Raw genomic sequence first — 15,665 nt, 5'->3', positions numbered from 1 at the left:
GAGTTCGGGATTATCTTAGTGAAGGAATGTATTAAAAAGCCCCTTTGTGTTTTAAATTTGGAAATAAAATTGTGAACCAAATTAACATTACCAAAGGCGCCAATTATGAATGTAGCAAAATTAGTTGAAACATATTACGTTGTAGATGAATTTCTCAAAAAATTTATGCTTTATATTGAAAAACACTTGTTAACTAAATCGAAAAAAAAACCAACTAGATCTTGTTCACTGAATTTGAGTGAAATAATGACCATTATTATCGCGTTTCATATTTTCGGATTCAGAAATTTTAAGTCCTATTATATTCATTTACAGCAATTTCATACTCGTGAATTTGGGAGCTTGGTAAGCTATAATAGGTTTATAGAACTCATGCAGAGAGCGTTGGTTTTTTACACAAAGTCTACCTAAAACGCAATCAGGTTGCTACTTTATGGATGCAACGGCTATCAAAGTTTGTAACATTAAAAGAACCTACGCACACAATGTATTTAGATCCATCGCTACTAAAGGTAAAACTAGTACTGGTTGGTTTTACGGATTTAAATTACACCTGATTGTCAATGACCTATGAGAAATTATGAGCTTTCAACTCACTACAGGAAAAGTCAACGATAGATTTCCTGTAGAAAATTTATGTAAAAACTTAATGGGTAAAGTATTCAGTGATAAAGGTTACCTGAGCAAAGAATTGTTTGCAAAGCTTATGGAGAAAGGTATGAAGTTGATTACACAAATCAGAAAAAATATGAAAAATACGCTTATGCCACTCTGGGACAAACTCATGCTTAGAAAACGATCCATAATTGAAACCATTATAGACCAGCTTAAAAATATTAGCCAAATAGAACATTCTAGACATAGAAGCATACCTAATTTTTTGGTCAATTTGATAACTGGAATCTCAGCTTATGGGTTAAAAGAGAAAAAACCTTCTATAAATAATATATATATGACTGATGTACAATAAAGATAATCCCGAACTCAGGTTATACAAGTAGTAGACCATCTCATCCTAGGAGGCTACAGGGGTAAAACCAATCATTATTATAGCCTTAAGGATCAACATATAATAGAAGAACTGAAATTTAGTACAAAGTATCTACTTAAACCTGAAGCAGAAGCACTACTGATGAAACAAATTACGAGGCTCCATAACATAAATAGAACTACAACAAGAAAATAATAAGGTAATCCTTAAAGAAGGGGAAAAGATAGGACAGAAAAAAGAAAAACTGGAAATTGCTAAGGCTATGCTAAAGGATAATCAACCTATAGAAAAGATTATGCGCTTCACTGGTTTATGTGCATCTGATATACAACAACTTTCTTAGCTGAAACGTATTCATTTATTTTGCTACATTATTATAGGAAAATTTATATTTTTAATGCCAATGATTTATTGTAATGTATTGATCAGATGACTAAGAATCAAACGAAGGAAAAGGATAAAAAAGCTGTAGAGGATAAACCACATGACAAGGCTTTTAAAAATACGTTCTGCAATAAAGAAACTATGCTGGATTTTCTATCTGCTAATCTACCTCCAGAACTATTTAGTAAAATAGATCAGCAAGATTTACATTTGACTACTAAAAGTTTTGTTGATCCAGTTGGTAGAAGAGGAGAATCTGACTTAGTATTCAGAGCCAATATAAATGGTCAATCAGGTTACTTGTATGCAATTGTTGAACACCAGTCTACTGAAGATCTTTATATGCCACTTAAATTTCTAGAGTACAACGTTCGATTAATACGTCAGCATTTAAAAGAGAACGGAAATGTGGCCCTTCCAGTTATCTTAAACGTGTGCATCTATAATGGAGATAAGGCATATAAAGGTTCAAATAGTTTATTATCAATGTTTTCGGATCCTGAATTAGCTAGATCGTATATGTTTGACAGCTTTTATTTAGTTGATCTGTACAGTACGTCTGAAAATGAGCTGCTTAGTTACAGAAAGGCTGCTTTTGCGGCGATGGTCCTCAAGCAGGGTATTTATAGAAAATTCAATCAATGGTTTGCTGATCGAATAAATTTAATTGTGGATTTTTTAGAAAAAGGTTATATTAGTTATGCTGATGCAGCTTTTTTATATATGTTAGAAGTAGATGATCATCCAGGTTTACTAGAAACTATCAAAAAATCTAATCCAAAATTAAAACAAATCGCCATGTCAGTAGCTAAAAGATTAAAAGAAGAGGGAAGACTAGAGGGAGAGGAGAAGGGAAAAATGATGGGTATCCAAATAGGGGAAGAAAAAGGTAAGCTAGAAGGTAAGCTAGAAGGTAAGCTAGAAGGTAAGCTAGAAGGTAAGCTAGAAGGCAAAGAAGAAAGAAATATAGAGATCGCCAAATCTATGCTTTTGCGCGGTTACCCTATGGAGGATATTATTCTTCTTACTGGTCTATCTCGTTCTCAGATCCAGGATCTTGTATAGGTCCTAGTTCAAATAAAACTATCTTCTTCCGTACATACCATATATTTCGACTCAAACACTCCGGTGTTAAACAGATCTTTATTGACTCAAAATACGTCTACCTCTTTCGTTTTTTCTAGTAAATTTTTAGCGCATAATTCCGCTAGCCCACCAGAAGGATCAGGCATATTGATATATCTCATGAATCTATTAAATTCCTTTACATTAAATAAGAACTTTTCTTCTTTAAACGTTTGCTTATAAATTAAATGCTTTATGATACACTTAGCAGTATTTGAAAGCGTATCTATGAAAAGTTCATCCAATATTTTATCTGATTTATAATTTAGAAAAGGATTGTAAGAAAATTCTTTTAAGTCTTCTAATTTATATTTTTTAGACATGTGTCAAAAGGAGTTTGATTTTTGGTATCGAAACTACGAAACTTTAAAAGAATAAATTCTTTTTTAATAAAAATTAAAGCATTTCCCTGATTAGTATTCTTTTTAATAGCTATTTTTATCATATTCATCTGTAAGATGAAACCTAAACTACAATCCATCAATTGCGATTTCCATTCCCAAGACATTAGGTTCTCTTTTATTGCGCTTTCGGAGTTCGTATTCTTGCCCACTCATAGCCAATGCTTTTTGAAACCTTCTAAGATTGTGTTGTTGACCGAAATCTAATTGATTTTGTAGTGTTTGATTCCAGTCTTTTCCTTGATCAAGTATGGCTTCTTGAACCTTGATTTGTTGATCATTAGCTAGGTTACTAACCTCCTTTTGCATTTGCTGACCTGTTGTATCCTTATCAAAAGCCAGTACTATTAATGGTCCATTTTCCCTAACACTAGCCAAAAGATTTTTTAATTCCTTTTTAATGCCTTCTGATAAGCTTCCACAAGTAGACAAGTAGATTGTACTATTTGGTTCCTGATGCATTTGTTTATGACTTAAAGCATCTATAGGACTTTCTGTGATGATGATTTTATCTGCAGCTACCTTTGGATCTTTTAACCTGAGTTCGGGATTATCTTTATTGTACATCAGTCATATATATATTATTTATAGAAGGTTTTTTCTCTTTTAACCCATAAGCTGAGATTCCAGCTATCAAATTGACCAAAAAATTAGGTATGCTTCTATGTCTAGAATGTTCTATTTGGCTAATATTTTTAAGCTGGTCTATAATGGTTTCAATTATGGATCGTTTTCTAAGCATGAGTTTGTCCCAGAGTGGCATAAGCGTATTTTTCATATTTTTTCTGATTTGTGTAATCAACTTCATACCTTTCTCCATAAGCTTTGCAAACAATTCTTTGCTCAGGTAACCTTTATCACTGAATACTTTACCCATTAAGTTTTTACATAAATTTTCTACAGGAAATCTATCGTTGACTTTTCCTGTAGTGAGTTGAAAGCTCATAATTTCTCATAGGTCATTGACAATCAGGTGTAATTTAAATCCGTAAAACCAACCAGTACTAGTTTTACCTTTAGTAACGATGGATCTAAATACATTGTGTGCGTAGGTTCTTTTAATGTTACAAACTTTGATAGCCGTTGCATCCATAAAGTAGCAACCTGATTGCGTTTTAGGTAGACTTTGTGTAAAAAACCAACGCTCTCTGCATGAGTTCTATAAACCTATTATAGCTTACCAAGCTCCCAAATTCACGAGTATGAAATTGCTGTAAATGAATATAATAGGACTTAAAATTTCTGAATCCGAAAATATGAAACGCGATAATAATGGTCATTATTTCACTCAAATTCAGTGAACAAGATCTAGTTGGTTTTTTTTTCGATTTAGTTAACAAGTGTTTTTCAATATAAAGCATAAATTTTTTGAGAAATTCATCTACAACGTAATATGTTTCAACTAATTTTGCTACATTCATAATTGGCGCCTTTGGTAATGTTAATTTGGTTCACAATTTTATTTCCAAATTTAAAACACAAAGGGGCTTTTTAATACATTCCTTCACTAAGATAATCCCGAACTCAGGTAAGTAATATCCCCACTCCAAACTTGATTCGATTTAGGTACATGCACACGTTTTGTTTTACCAAAATTGATCCAATATTTATCCAGCAAGTAACTATATACCTTATGCTGTGCATCTTTACAAGAAATAGAGGGCTTCTTACGTGGATAAATAGCCGATATACCCAGTACACCCATATACTTAAGCATACAATCTCTACCTACATTAAACCCATCTTCTTGTAGTTGATTGTATATATAACGATAACCATATGCTGGATGTTCCCTGTAAATCAAACCTATTTTCTTTAAAACAGCTGAATTACAGTCGTTTAATTCCTTAGATTTGTAATATATCAAAGAGCGGTTTATCGATAATAACGCACATTGTCTTGCCTTGGATAAGTGGGAAAGCTTGGATCTGACAAGACTTTTTTTACTTAATAAATCCAAGCTCTTTAGCTTTCCCAGTGCCCAATCTCGCTCAACGGTAGCCTTCCCTAAGGCCTTGGCAAGTGCATCGTTTTGATGCTTAAGTGCGCTAATTTCATCTTTATAAACGCTAACAACCTTTGATAGATCAAAGGCTATGGAGGCATTCTCTAAAAACTGACGTTTCCAATTTTGAAGGGTTTTACTAGTAACGCCATATTTGGACGATAGCTGGGCTAACGTTAAATCTTCTTTTCTTTTAGTAAAGCTAATACTATTTTAGTCTTTTCTTCCGAACTAAAATGACTAATCTTTTTCCTTCCCATCTGATTAATTGATTTTATCAATTTAAAACTAAACCATACGGAAAATAAAGTAAAAACTTTTTGTCCTATTTTTTCAGGCCAGTATATATTGACATTAATTGTTTACACTGTATTTTTACCCCATGAAAACCATAGCTTATATTCGTGTTTCGACCAATAAACAAGATGTAAACAACCAGAAACTAGAGCTTTATGAATATGCTAGAAAAAAAGAGCTAACCATTGATGATATCATAGAAACCCAAATCTCTTCTCAAAAGGATCGGCTCAAAAGAAGAATCGATGAGTTGCTCAGTAAACTCTCAGATGGCGATACCATCATTATTACTGAAATCAGTCGGTTAGGCAGAAGCACTTCGGAAGTACTTCATCTCATCAATGAAATGATTAAAAGCAAGATCAGAATCATGGCCATTAAGCAAAGACTCGATTTGAACAAAGACAATCTTAGCTCTAAAATTATTGTGACTATATTTTCCTTACTGGCAGAGTTGGAACGTGATTTAGTAAGTTTAAGAACCAAAGAAGCCTTATATGCTAAGAAAATACAAGGGATAAAGTTAGGTAAGCCAAGGGGGCCATTCAAAAAAGTAAGTTTGATCAGGATATTGAACGAATCAACGAATTGACTGGGTTGGGTGTTTCGATTAGAAAGATGGCAACTATATTAGGGTATAACAATCATGTGGGATTAACAAATTATCTTCGAAAGATGCGTAGGGTCAAGTAATAGGATAATCAATATATATTAAGGTGCTACTTATGGTAACTTTATATAATTATAGAGTGTATGGTTTTAAATGTTCTGATAGCATGATGAAAAAAATACCGATTGGGGTTAGTAACTTCCATAAGTTGATATCTAATGATTACCTTTTTTGTGATAAGACAGAAATGATTGCTGATTTACTGCGTAAAGGCGAAGAAGTTACTTTAATTGCTCGCCCTCGTCGCTGGGGAAAGACACTGAATATGTCTATGTTGCAGCATTTTTTTGCCTCAGAGGTTAGTGGGGTAAATACAGCTGGTTTATTTGATGATTTAGCGATCGGTAAGCTAGATGGTGGTAAATACCTTGAGCAACATCAAGGTAAGTACCCTGTCATTATGGTAAGCTTTAAGGATGTGAACGCAGATGATTTTCAAGGGGCCTATAATTCGGTGTATGGATTGATCGTAAAGATGTATAGTTCATATGCCTACTTATTGAAAAGCGATAAAATTAATGCAATAACGTTAAGGCAATTGCATACCATTCTAGATAAACAAGCCAATCAGCAAGAGTTGGAAGCCTCTTTAGAGTTGCTTAGTAAATGTCTCTACCAACACCATGGTCAAAAAGTCTATATTCTCATAGATGAATACGATACCCCACTCAACAAAGCTTATGGTAATAAGAAATATTTGGATGCGATGGTAGCATTTATGCGTAACCTATTTAGTGCTGCTTTAAAAGATAATGATGCATTAGCAAGAGGTGTTTTAACGGGTATTTTGCGTGTTTCTAAGGATAGTATGCTGTCTGGGCTGAATAATCTAGAGACCTATACCTTGTTAGATGAAGAATATAGTGCCCACTTTGGCTTTAGTGAAGATGAAGTTGCATCTTTATTTGAAGAACATGGTCTTGGCACTGCTATGGAAGAAGTGAAAAGTTGGTACAATGGTTATAGGGTAGGGCATTTAGTCATGTATAACCCTTGGTCTATTATTTCCTGTATCAATAAATCAGGTCGTTTTGATGTCTATTGGGTGAATACGGGTAATAATAACTTAATCGAAAAAAAGGTACTTACTGCTCATTCTGATATCAAAGAACAATTCGAACAGTTGATGCGCGGGGAATCCGTAACTATATCTATCAACAAACACCTTGCTTTTGATATCCTAGATAAAGATGATACATCTTTTTGGAGTCTTTTGTTATTTGCTGGCTATTTGACCTTTGAAACAAGTAGTTTAAGTGCCTATACTACAGTATATGATTGTAAAGTAAGCATACCCAATTATGAAATATGGAGACTCTATAGTACATTTTTTCAAGCATGGTTCGTCAATCAATTTGAGCGAAAGCCACAATATGATTCTTTTTTGAAACATTTGGTAGTTGGTGAAGTTCCTGCTTTTGTAGAACAGCTTAGCTATTTTTTACGTGGAAGTGTGAGCTATTTTGATACAAAAAAAAGTAACACATCAGAAGGCTTTTACCATGGTCTTGTGTTAGGGATGTTAGCAAGTTTGGGCATCACCCATTATATACGCTCCAACAGAGAAAGCGGCTTAGGGCGTTATGATCTTTTATTAATCCCTAAAAAAGAAGGTTCAAAAGCGCTTCTATTGGAATTTAAACAGGTTCGTAAAGAAAAAGAACTGGAAAGTGCAGCTAAACTTTCCTTAGATCAAATACAAACACAATCCTATCATACTGAAATATTACAATATCCGCATGTAAAAGAAGTAGTGGAGTGTGGTATTGCTTTTTCTGGAAAATCGGTATTAGCGGCTTATGCTACCTATGATTTGGTTGGTAAACAGTCTGGTGAAGTAGTGCTAACGGGTAGATATGGGAAAGAATAGAATGCTTCTAGAAGATTGTATACCAATTTTCTAGAAAAAACCTGTCCTGTCAGATTAAGGATGTAGACTTGTTTGACGCTTTTTAACTATTTGTGCTGGGTTCTTAAATGGGTTTTTAAGTTACCTCAGCCCGAAACTGACACAGTTAATTGAACACTTCCTTGTTTCCCACACCTATCCCACCTACATATCAGCTCATAATGTTCTATTCGGTGTTTCTCCTTTACATGATTGTAAAAAAGCGCTTGGTTATTGAACGTTTCCTTACACGTACCCCATTTACATATGTATATTTGTTCTGTTCTTTGACTTTTTGTTGAATAATCTTGTTTTTGTTCGTTATCAGCGCATCTTTTATCACTTATATTATACTGGCCGGCAATAGGTATAAACTCATCTAGGTTTAATTGTTGTGAACTTTCTATTGATAAGCTATTTGGGTTGTCGATATAGTCTTTGATGTAACCTTTTATTAATTGAACCGCATCTTTAATCTTTTCAGTATTGCCACTATTTTTATTAATCTCTACTTCTCCAACCTTAATAGAATTATATAGTATATATTTTTCTATATTATAGTTATAATTAATTGACTCCTCGAATACCTCTTTTAGCAAATCTGAATGGCCATACGCGGTTGCCATATCAATCACATTCAATCCATGATTATTAGTAACCGTAAAAATCTTATCTAGATATGCTTTTGGATCAAAACCACTGATTTGTAAAGAATAGAATCTCTCGAAAATTATTCTAAATATACCTAAAATATTATTTTGGGAGACAAAATCTAATGGAAGCGATCCTGAACAATTTTTTTGCGTTAGATATATATATAGCTCCTTACAAAGATGGACTAGAGGCTTTCTGGTATCAGGCTCAAAAAACTCTTTAATAAACAAAATACCATTATTTTTAATTCCATTATGGACTAGATTATTTCCTATTTGATCTGGTGGGCTATACTTGATCAATAAGCATGGAATGATATGATCATGGCAATAACAACATGATTCAGGGTGTATAATAGCATATAATTCATCAAGATACACCTCACTGTCTAAGAGTGCTTGAATCAATTCGCAACTACCTTGAGTGGCTGCATAAGCAATTAATTTGTTGGATTGCGCTAAAGGGATTTCTAGCATAGTATCATGGGACCAATTACTGCCCATATCACTATCCGGATTATAATTAAACCTATTTATTTGACCACATCCATATATAAAGTATACCAAAGATAGACAGTAAAAAAAGAGCATAAAGTCTTGTTACAAAATTTATTTTTTAACAGAATTAAATAATGATGCATTGGGTAGAATGGTTGATAAAATGAATCACTTGGTTATATCGACTCAATTTGAGTAGCTCACTTTCAATGGACAATAAGTAAAACCATCCTATTTGTCATACCGCTTTAGCTACAAGCCAAAGCGTAATAACTGGCTACAGGATGCTTATCTGACCTTTTAGTAATATTCTAAATTTTTTATATATAAGGAAAAAAAATAGAGCACACAACTATCTATCGGACTGATGCTATTGACTGTCTACAGTTAGGCGCAAATTTTATTGGAGTGCTATAGGAGTTGTAATACATGATTATTACCCCTCGTTTTGACGTAGTTTATCTATACAACTGAAAGAATAATAAAAATTGCAAATATGATTTTTATTTAACATGCATATAATAAATCATATTTGCAATTTTTAATTTAAAATTAATAACTTAACTTAAATAAAGAAAGTTACTAATAGAAGGGGTGGACGCAAGCCATTTTGCTTTTATTTATCTATTTAACTTACATCTTATGCAAATCCATAGACCACTTTACCTCCTATTTTTCTGGCTAACGTTTTTTTCTTTTATGTCATGTCATAGTGCCTATTTAGGTAGTCATAGTCATGCACATAAAGCACTGGACTGTCTTGCTAATGCACCAATTCATCAAAGCATCCCCTCTACACAACCTATTGTTGAATATGTAAATAACTTTATAAACAAATTTAAGGAGGAGGCAATAGCATATCTCCTTGAATACATTGAACTTAATAGAGAAAAAAATAAGTATAATGTAGTGGTGCAAGATGAAGAGATGCGTCGTCAATTATGTCATATATTCTCTAGAGATCATCACATCGTCTACTTGATGCAATCAGCATTTAATGAATTAGACACAGATACCTATATTGCATTACGCAATAAGTTATTTTTAACAGTCTACCCTGATCTTATGGCTAAGCATAGCTTTCCTGAGCAATATGTTAAAGATAATTTTCAGCTGACTTATAGCGATGGTCCATTATCTACTGATGACGCGTTAAGGAAGCAACTAGCGCATCTATTATTTAAAAACCTAAAGGAACAAATTATAGATAGAATAAATGATCTATTTATAAATCAGTTAAGAAGGAATGAAGCATGGAACGAACATCATAAATGTATTGTAAATAAAGCTAAAAAATCCATAGAAAAAATTATAAATGCATGTTTTAAAAACAAGACAAAATATTTAATAAAGAACTTTAATCTATTAAAAGATTGCATGCGTAAAAATAATCTTCTGGACAGAGATGTAGCACCTGAAAAAACGGCTATCTACCAATGCCTAAACAATTATTTTCATAGATTAAAATCAAAATACGACCATGGCATTCGAACAAAAGGGGACGCGTTTATTCAGTCTATTAAAGCAGACATTACCGCTCTTTCAAGAGATACACCTAACTTAGTACCACTAGAAAATAGTGTCCATAGGTTAATACATACGGTTTATCTCTACAGTGTTATTAGGCTACTGCTTCATTTTTCTATAAGCCATTATAGTATGATGCTTGCGCAAACAAGTGCAAATGGCCCTAGTACAAAATCCGAATTAAGGTGTAATGCAGTGATACAATCTAATGCTAATAAAATGATAATCAATACCTATCTATCCGATGTATATCTAGTTATGATTCATCTAGGCAGGGTAGATTGTAGTTTAAGCGCAGCCTACACCAACTTAATTACATCCTGCGCAAATATGGCCAAGCTATCCCCTTAAGCCGCCAAAACATAAGCTAATGCATGGCTCCCCATCACGCCCCACTCTATAGGCTGCAACAGTAGCTATGATTTTTCTTAACTTGCAGCAATGGGCTGAATAGACTTCTGTTGAACCTCGATTATAACGCAGTACAACGGTTACATCTGAACCAAGTAGCCTAGCTTAATAAAAAAATAGCATGCATCAACCCACGCAAACCCCCACCTTTTCCGTTTTACTTTTACATGGCTTATATGCCAAAGCAGATGAGCCGAAGCCCATTGCTCTCAAGTTGCGTAAACAATTTGGCCAATCGGTCCTCATCATGCAGCCAACCTCTAGGGTCCAGCTAAAGTCTGTCATACAATCTATAGAGCAGCAAGCAGAAGCGTTATTAAAGTGGATACAACTTGAACTGATCCGCCATCATCAGGAACCTCGCTCTTTTCCACTTATTATCATTGGCTATAGCCAAGGTGGTGTATTGGCTTGTAGCTTAGGGAAAACCTATAAAAGTCAGCTGAACATAGTGGGCATCATTACCCTTAATGCGCCACTAATGGGCACGCCGTTACTTGAACGGAGCCGCAGAGATGTGCAGGCATTTATATCCCAGGCAAAAGAGGGTTTGCAACTTATTGATTACCCCCTATCTAGGATCAAATGGAGTATGACCCTGCAGGTATGGATGCGGCTACTTATACGTCCACACTGGATACCTGTCAATGGGTTAAAAGACATAACACCAAATAGTAGATGCATACAAGGTGTATCTCACTTCCTACAAGCAAATAGAACGATCCCTTGTCTACTGATTGCGACCCACCAGAATGATTTTTTAAGATTATTTCACATGAAAACAGTCCCCCGACCTAGAGCTATAGAGGCGTTAAATGAGGCCTATGCACTATTGATTACAGGCAAAAAATGGGGAAGACACGATACGCTGATTCCGCTAGCCAGTCAATTAGGTAGAGAAGATAACGCAAACAACCTAATTCCCATCAATCCAACCGACCCAACCACTAGGTGCATAGCTATGGATTGGCCCCACCATCCCCAAGTAAAAAGACGGATATATAAGGACATACTCCATGCGCGTAACTTGGTTGCTATAGACCCTAATTTATTTGTAGATCAATGTATACCCGTACTTTATGCAGATGTAATCTTAACCGATATCATCCAGTTTATTCAACAGCTGGTATAAAAAGTTGGCACAATGGTGAAAAGAAGGGCCACTTAAAACCCATATACACATTATAGTCAGTCATATATATTCCTTATGGGCCTATCTAAAAACTGTGCAAAAGCATGACGCCCTGCATAGGTTACGGTATCTTGTACATCTGCTTCAATACGCAACAAACGATTGTATTTAGCGACCCGATCTGTACGGCAAACCGCACCTGTTTTAATCTGACCCACACCTGTGCCCACGGCCAAATCAGCAATGGTAGTATCCTCTGTTTCCCCAGATCGATGCGAAATAATGGCAGCATAATTGGCTTTTTTTGCTAGCGAAATGGTTTGTAATGTTTCCGTTAAACTGCCAATCTGATTGTATTTAACCAGCACTGCATTGGCTATATTCGCGGCTATGCCCTGCTGTAATAGGCTAGGATGGGTCACAAAGAGATCATCTCCTACCAACTGTACCCGATCTCCCAACGCTTGCGTCAGTTGTTTCCAACCTATATGATCTGTTTCAGCCATACCATCCTCTATACTGATAATCGGATATTGCCGAACCAAGTCTACCCAATAAGCTACCCATTCTGATCCAGTGAATGGCTTATCTTCCATATAATAAGTCCCGTCTGGGCTATAGAAAGCAGTACTCGCTACATCTAAGCCTAGATAGATGTCTTGGCCAACTTTATATCCAGCTTGGGTCACCGCCTCTAAAATAGCTTCAATAGCCTCTGTAGTGCCCCGTAGATTGGGTGCAAAGCCCCCCTCATCCCCCACATTGGTACTGAGCCCTTTTTGCTTAAGATAAGCCTTTAATAGATGAAACACTTCCACACCGGCACGCAATGCGTCACGAAAAGAAGGCGCCCCTATAGGTATAATCATAAACTCTTGTATCGCAAGCGGGTTGTCTGCATGTAGGCCTCCATTGATAATATTCATCATAGGAACAGGCATCCTATAATTGGCACCTATTAAATCGGCGAAGTATTGGTACAATGGTTGCCGGAGATGTAAAGCAGCAGCTTTAGCAATGGCTAAAGAAACAGATAGAATCGCATTCGCACCCAGATGGCACTTATTGGGCGAACCATCAAGCGTAATCATTAACCCATCTAAACCAGCTTGGTCATGAATAGCTTTACCAACTAAATTTTCGCTAATCATAGCGCAGACATGGGCTACTGCTTTTAACACGCCCTTGCCATGATACCGCTTGGGATCCGCATCCCTTAGCTCTACTGCTTCCAATGCACCAGTGGAAGCGCCGGAAGGTACACTTGCACAACCCCTTTCTCCTGAGACCAGCCTTACTTCAGCTGCTACCGTTGGATGCCCACGCGAATCTAAGATTTCATAGGCAGTAATGGAATGAATTTTCGACATCTTTTTTAAAACTAAGTAAACTTTTTCCAGTCATTTCTTGAGCAGGCTGTAAGCCTAATACAGCCAATAAAGTGGGTGCAACGTCTGCTAAACTGCCCCCAGCGGCTAAACAAGCAGGACGCCCCACATAAAGCAAGGGAACCGGTGCGAGGGTGTGTGCGGTATGGGGTTGCTGTAAGGCGGCATCATACATGCAGTCTGCATTTCCATGATCAGCTGTAATAATCGCTTCCCCACCTTGCTGTTTTAAAGCAGCGATGATTTTAGCTATACAGCCATCCACAACTGCAATGCCCGCTTCTGTAGCCAATTGGTTACCGGTATGGCCCAACATATCCGGATTGGCAAAGTTACAAATGATCACATTATAGGCCTGCTGTTCAATGGCTTGAACTACTTGGTGGGTAAGCTCTAAGACAGCCATCTCAGGTACCAGATCATAGGTAACTACCTTTTTAGAAGGAATCAACAAACGGGTTTCATTTAGAAAGGGTTGCTCAACGCCTCCATTAAAAAAGAAAGTTACATGGGCATATTTTTCTGTTTCTGCGATACGCAACTGGGTCAAACCGGCTTGGGAGAGACAGGCGCCTAACCCATTTTGTTTAGACAAAGGAGGGAAAGCGATACGACTAGGTATATCCGCTGCATAGGCTGTTAAAGAGACAAAGTCACCTAAACGGGGATAAGCCGCACGTGTAAAATGTGCAAAATCAGGATCGGTTAAAGCACGACTCAATTGCCTGACACGATCTGAACGAAAATTCATAAAAAACACAATATCTCCTGATGCAATCGTTATAGGCGGTTGACCTGGCGCATACAAGGCAGTAGGTTGTACGAATTCATCGGTTTCACCCCGCGCATAAGCGGCTTGCAAGCCGCTTAAAGGAGTGGCAGCGCTATAGGGGGCTTGACCCGCTACTATACACTGATAAGCCGCTTGGGTACGTTCCCAACGATGATCTCTATCCATGGCATAATAGCGACCTGTAAGGGAAGCAATTTGACCTAGCCCTATTTGGTCACATTTCATTTGTAGCAACTGAATCGATGTGGCAGCACTAGTGGGTGGGGTATCACGCCCATCGAGAATGGCGTGAATATAACAATTTTGTATAGCCATTTGCCCACACAACGTTAGCAAGGCATCTATATGGTTTTCATGGCTGTGCACCCCCCCAGGGGAGAGTAGTCCTATGATATGAACGGCGGCTGGATTGGCCTTACGTAAAGCGGATAAAAATACAGGATTGGTAAAGAAATCACCCGTTGCAATCGCTTGATTCAAACGGGTCAAGTCTTGTTCCAACACGCGACCTGCGCCGATCGTCAAATGACCCACCTCTGAATTGCCCATTTGACCCTCTGGCAAACCTACTGCATGACCAGATGCCTCCAAGAGGGTATGTGGATAAGTCTGCAGTAAATGATCCCAATAGGGGGTTTTTGCAGCTGTAATGGCATTATAACGCGTTTCCAAAGCATGGCCCCAACCATCCAGGATCAATAAAACAACAGGCTTAGGTGGTTTACATCTGCACACTTATACCAAACTTTTAAGTTTACGAACCACTTTATCTTCTATAAAGATCCATTTGCCCCGAGGCAGATGCTGCTTAGTAAGGTGGGCATAGCCTACCCGATCCAATTTATGGACCAGATAACCCAAATGGTTAAAAATCCTTCTAACTATTCGGTTCTTTCCCATATGGATGACCATACCTATTTGCGTAGGATCTCCTTCTACTATTTCCACCTGATCTACCTTGGCCAGGCCATCTTCTAATATAAGACCTTGTTGAATCGCATGGAAATGTTCAATGGCTAATGCCTTGTTCAACACTACATGGTAGATCTTTGGCACCCTGCTAGCAGGATGTGCTAACTTACGCGCTAAATCCCCATCATTGGTAAGTAGCAATAGCCCTGTGGTATCATAATCCAGCCGACCAACGGGATAAATACGCTCCGGACAATATTTTTTGCTAATAAGCGTCAAAACTGTTTTGCGCGCTTCAGGATCTCGCATGGTGGTTACATACCCCCTTGGTTTGTTTAACAGGATATACCTTAGCTTTTCTGCGTGCAACACAACTCCTTTATAGGTCACTACCGCATCGATTGGTACCTTTGTACCTACCCTTTGTACCACTTCCCCATTAACCGCAACATGGCCAGACCGAATCAGTTGATCTGCTTCCCTTCTGGCACAAATACCAGCATTACTTATACATTTGTTTAACCGTATCAGAGACACAAGACAAAACAGAATAGCATCAGAGGATAGAACGCATACAACTTAGCCATTGT

12 protein-coding genes and 2 pseudogenes are annotated in these 15,665 nt (G+C 36.8%); 6 read left to right on the top strand and 8 right to left on the bottom strand.

The window, feature by feature from the left end; genetic code table 11:
• Positions 1-105 precede the first annotated feature (105 nt).
• Positions 106-970: pseudogene (locus CE557_RS03505) on the top strand (IS982 family transposase).
• Between the two features lie 450 nt (positions 971-1,420).
• Positions 1,421-2,440: an Rpn family recombination-promoting nuclease/putative transposase gene (locus tag CE557_RS03500; protein ID WP_114910217.1), complete on the top strand. Its 1,020-nt coding sequence runs from the start codon at positions 1,421-1,423 to the stop codon at positions 2,438-2,440.
• Positions 2,441-2,526: 86 nt separating this feature from the next.
• On the opposite strand, the gene CE557_RS03495 is transcribed toward CE557_RS03500, so the two are convergent.
• The 4 genes and pseudogenes from CE557_RS03495 to CE557_RS05045 all read right to left on the bottom strand — a co-directional run bounded on the left by CE557_RS03495 (position 2,527) and on the right by CE557_RS05045 (position 4,768).
• Positions 2,527-2,823, bottom strand: coding sequence for a hypothetical protein (locus CE557_RS03495; protein ID WP_114910216.1), 297 nt, complete (start codon positions 2,821-2,823; stop codon positions 2,527-2,529).
• 147 nt (positions 2,824-2,970) lie between these two features.
• Entirely contained in the window at positions 2,971-3,468 is a 498-nt protein-coding gene (locus CE557_RS03485; RefSeq protein ID WP_114910214.1) for a toprim domain-containing protein, read from the bottom strand.
• A pseudogene (locus CE557_RS03480) lies at positions 3,458-4,322 on the bottom strand (IS982 family transposase). The gene CE557_RS03485 and the pseudogene CE557_RS03480 overlap by 11 nt, the downstream one beginning before the upstream one ends.
• Positions 4,323-4,408: 86 nt before the next feature.
• Entirely contained in the window at positions 4,409-4,768 is a 360-nt protein-coding gene (locus tag CE557_RS05045; protein ID WP_162789990.1) for an IS3 family transposase, read from the bottom strand.
• Between the two features lie 520 nt (positions 4,769-5,288).
• Between CE557_RS05045 and CE557_RS03470 the strand changes: the two genes are divergently transcribed.
• The gene (locus CE557_RS03470; protein WP_223245887.1) at positions 5,289-5,795 is read left to right on the top strand and encodes a recombinase family protein; all 507 of its coding nucleotides are present in this window, start codon (positions 5,289-5,291) and stop codon (positions 5,793-5,795) included.
• A gap of 184 nt (positions 5,796-5,979) precedes the next feature.
• On the top strand, positions 5,980-7,743 hold the full coding sequence (locus CE557_RS03465) for an AAA family ATPase (RefSeq protein ID WP_162789989.1): 1,764 nt from the start codon (positions 5,980-5,982) through the stop codon (positions 7,741-7,743).
• A gap of 125 nt (positions 7,744-7,868) precedes the next feature.
• Here the strand turns inward: CE557_RS03465 and CE557_RS03460 are convergent, their stop codons facing one another.
• A complete protein-coding gene (locus CE557_RS03460) occupies positions 7,869-9,005 on the bottom strand; it encodes a hypothetical protein (protein WP_162789988.1) in 1,137 nt (378 codons plus the stop codon).
• A 606-nt stretch (positions 9,006-9,611) separates the two neighbouring features.
• Here CE557_RS03460 and CE557_RS03455 point away from each other — a divergent pair.
• Both CE557_RS03455 and CE557_RS03450 read left to right on the top strand, forming a co-directional pair.
• On the top strand, positions 9,612-10,790 hold the full coding sequence (locus CE557_RS03455) for a hypothetical protein (protein ID WP_114910210.1): 1,179 nt from the start codon (positions 9,612-9,614) through the stop codon (positions 10,788-10,790).
• Between the two features lie 181 nt (positions 10,791-10,971).
• Positions 10,972-11,982 (top strand): alpha/beta hydrolase, encoded by a 1,011-nt coding sequence (locus tag CE557_RS03450; RefSeq protein ID WP_114910209.1) that lies wholly within the window; start codon positions 10,972-10,974, stop codon positions 11,980-11,982.
• A gap of 56 nt (positions 11,983-12,038) precedes the next feature.
• Here the strand turns inward: CE557_RS03450 and eno are convergent, their stop codons facing one another.
• The 3 genes from eno to CE557_RS03435 are packed head-to-tail and all read right to left on the bottom strand — an operon-like array spanning position 12,039 to position 15,612.
• A complete protein-coding gene (gene eno, locus CE557_RS03445) occupies positions 12,039-13,352 on the bottom strand; it encodes a phosphopyruvate hydratase (protein ID WP_114910208.1) in 1,314 nt (437 codons plus the stop codon).
• Positions 13,321-14,898: a 2,3-bisphosphoglycerate-independent phosphoglycerate mutase gene (gene gpmI / locus CE557_RS03440; RefSeq protein ID WP_114910207.1), complete on the bottom strand. Its 1,578-nt coding sequence runs from the start codon at positions 14,896-14,898 to the stop codon at positions 13,321-13,323. Before gpmI ends, eno begins: the two co-directional genes overlap by 32 nt.
• On the bottom strand, positions 14,899-15,612 hold the full coding sequence (locus CE557_RS03435; RefSeq protein WP_114910206.1) for a pseudouridine synthase: 714 nt from the start codon (positions 15,610-15,612) through the stop codon (positions 14,899-14,901).
• Between the last annotated feature and the right edge of the window lie 53 nt (positions 15,613-15,665).

It is taken from the genome of Cardinium endosymbiont of Sogatella furcifera (genome assembly GCF_003351905.1).
Taxonomy (GTDB): domain Bacteria; phylum Bacteroidota; class Bacteroidia; order Cytophagales; family Amoebophilaceae; genus Cardinium.
This window is presented reverse-complemented; position numbering and strand designations above follow the sequence as displayed.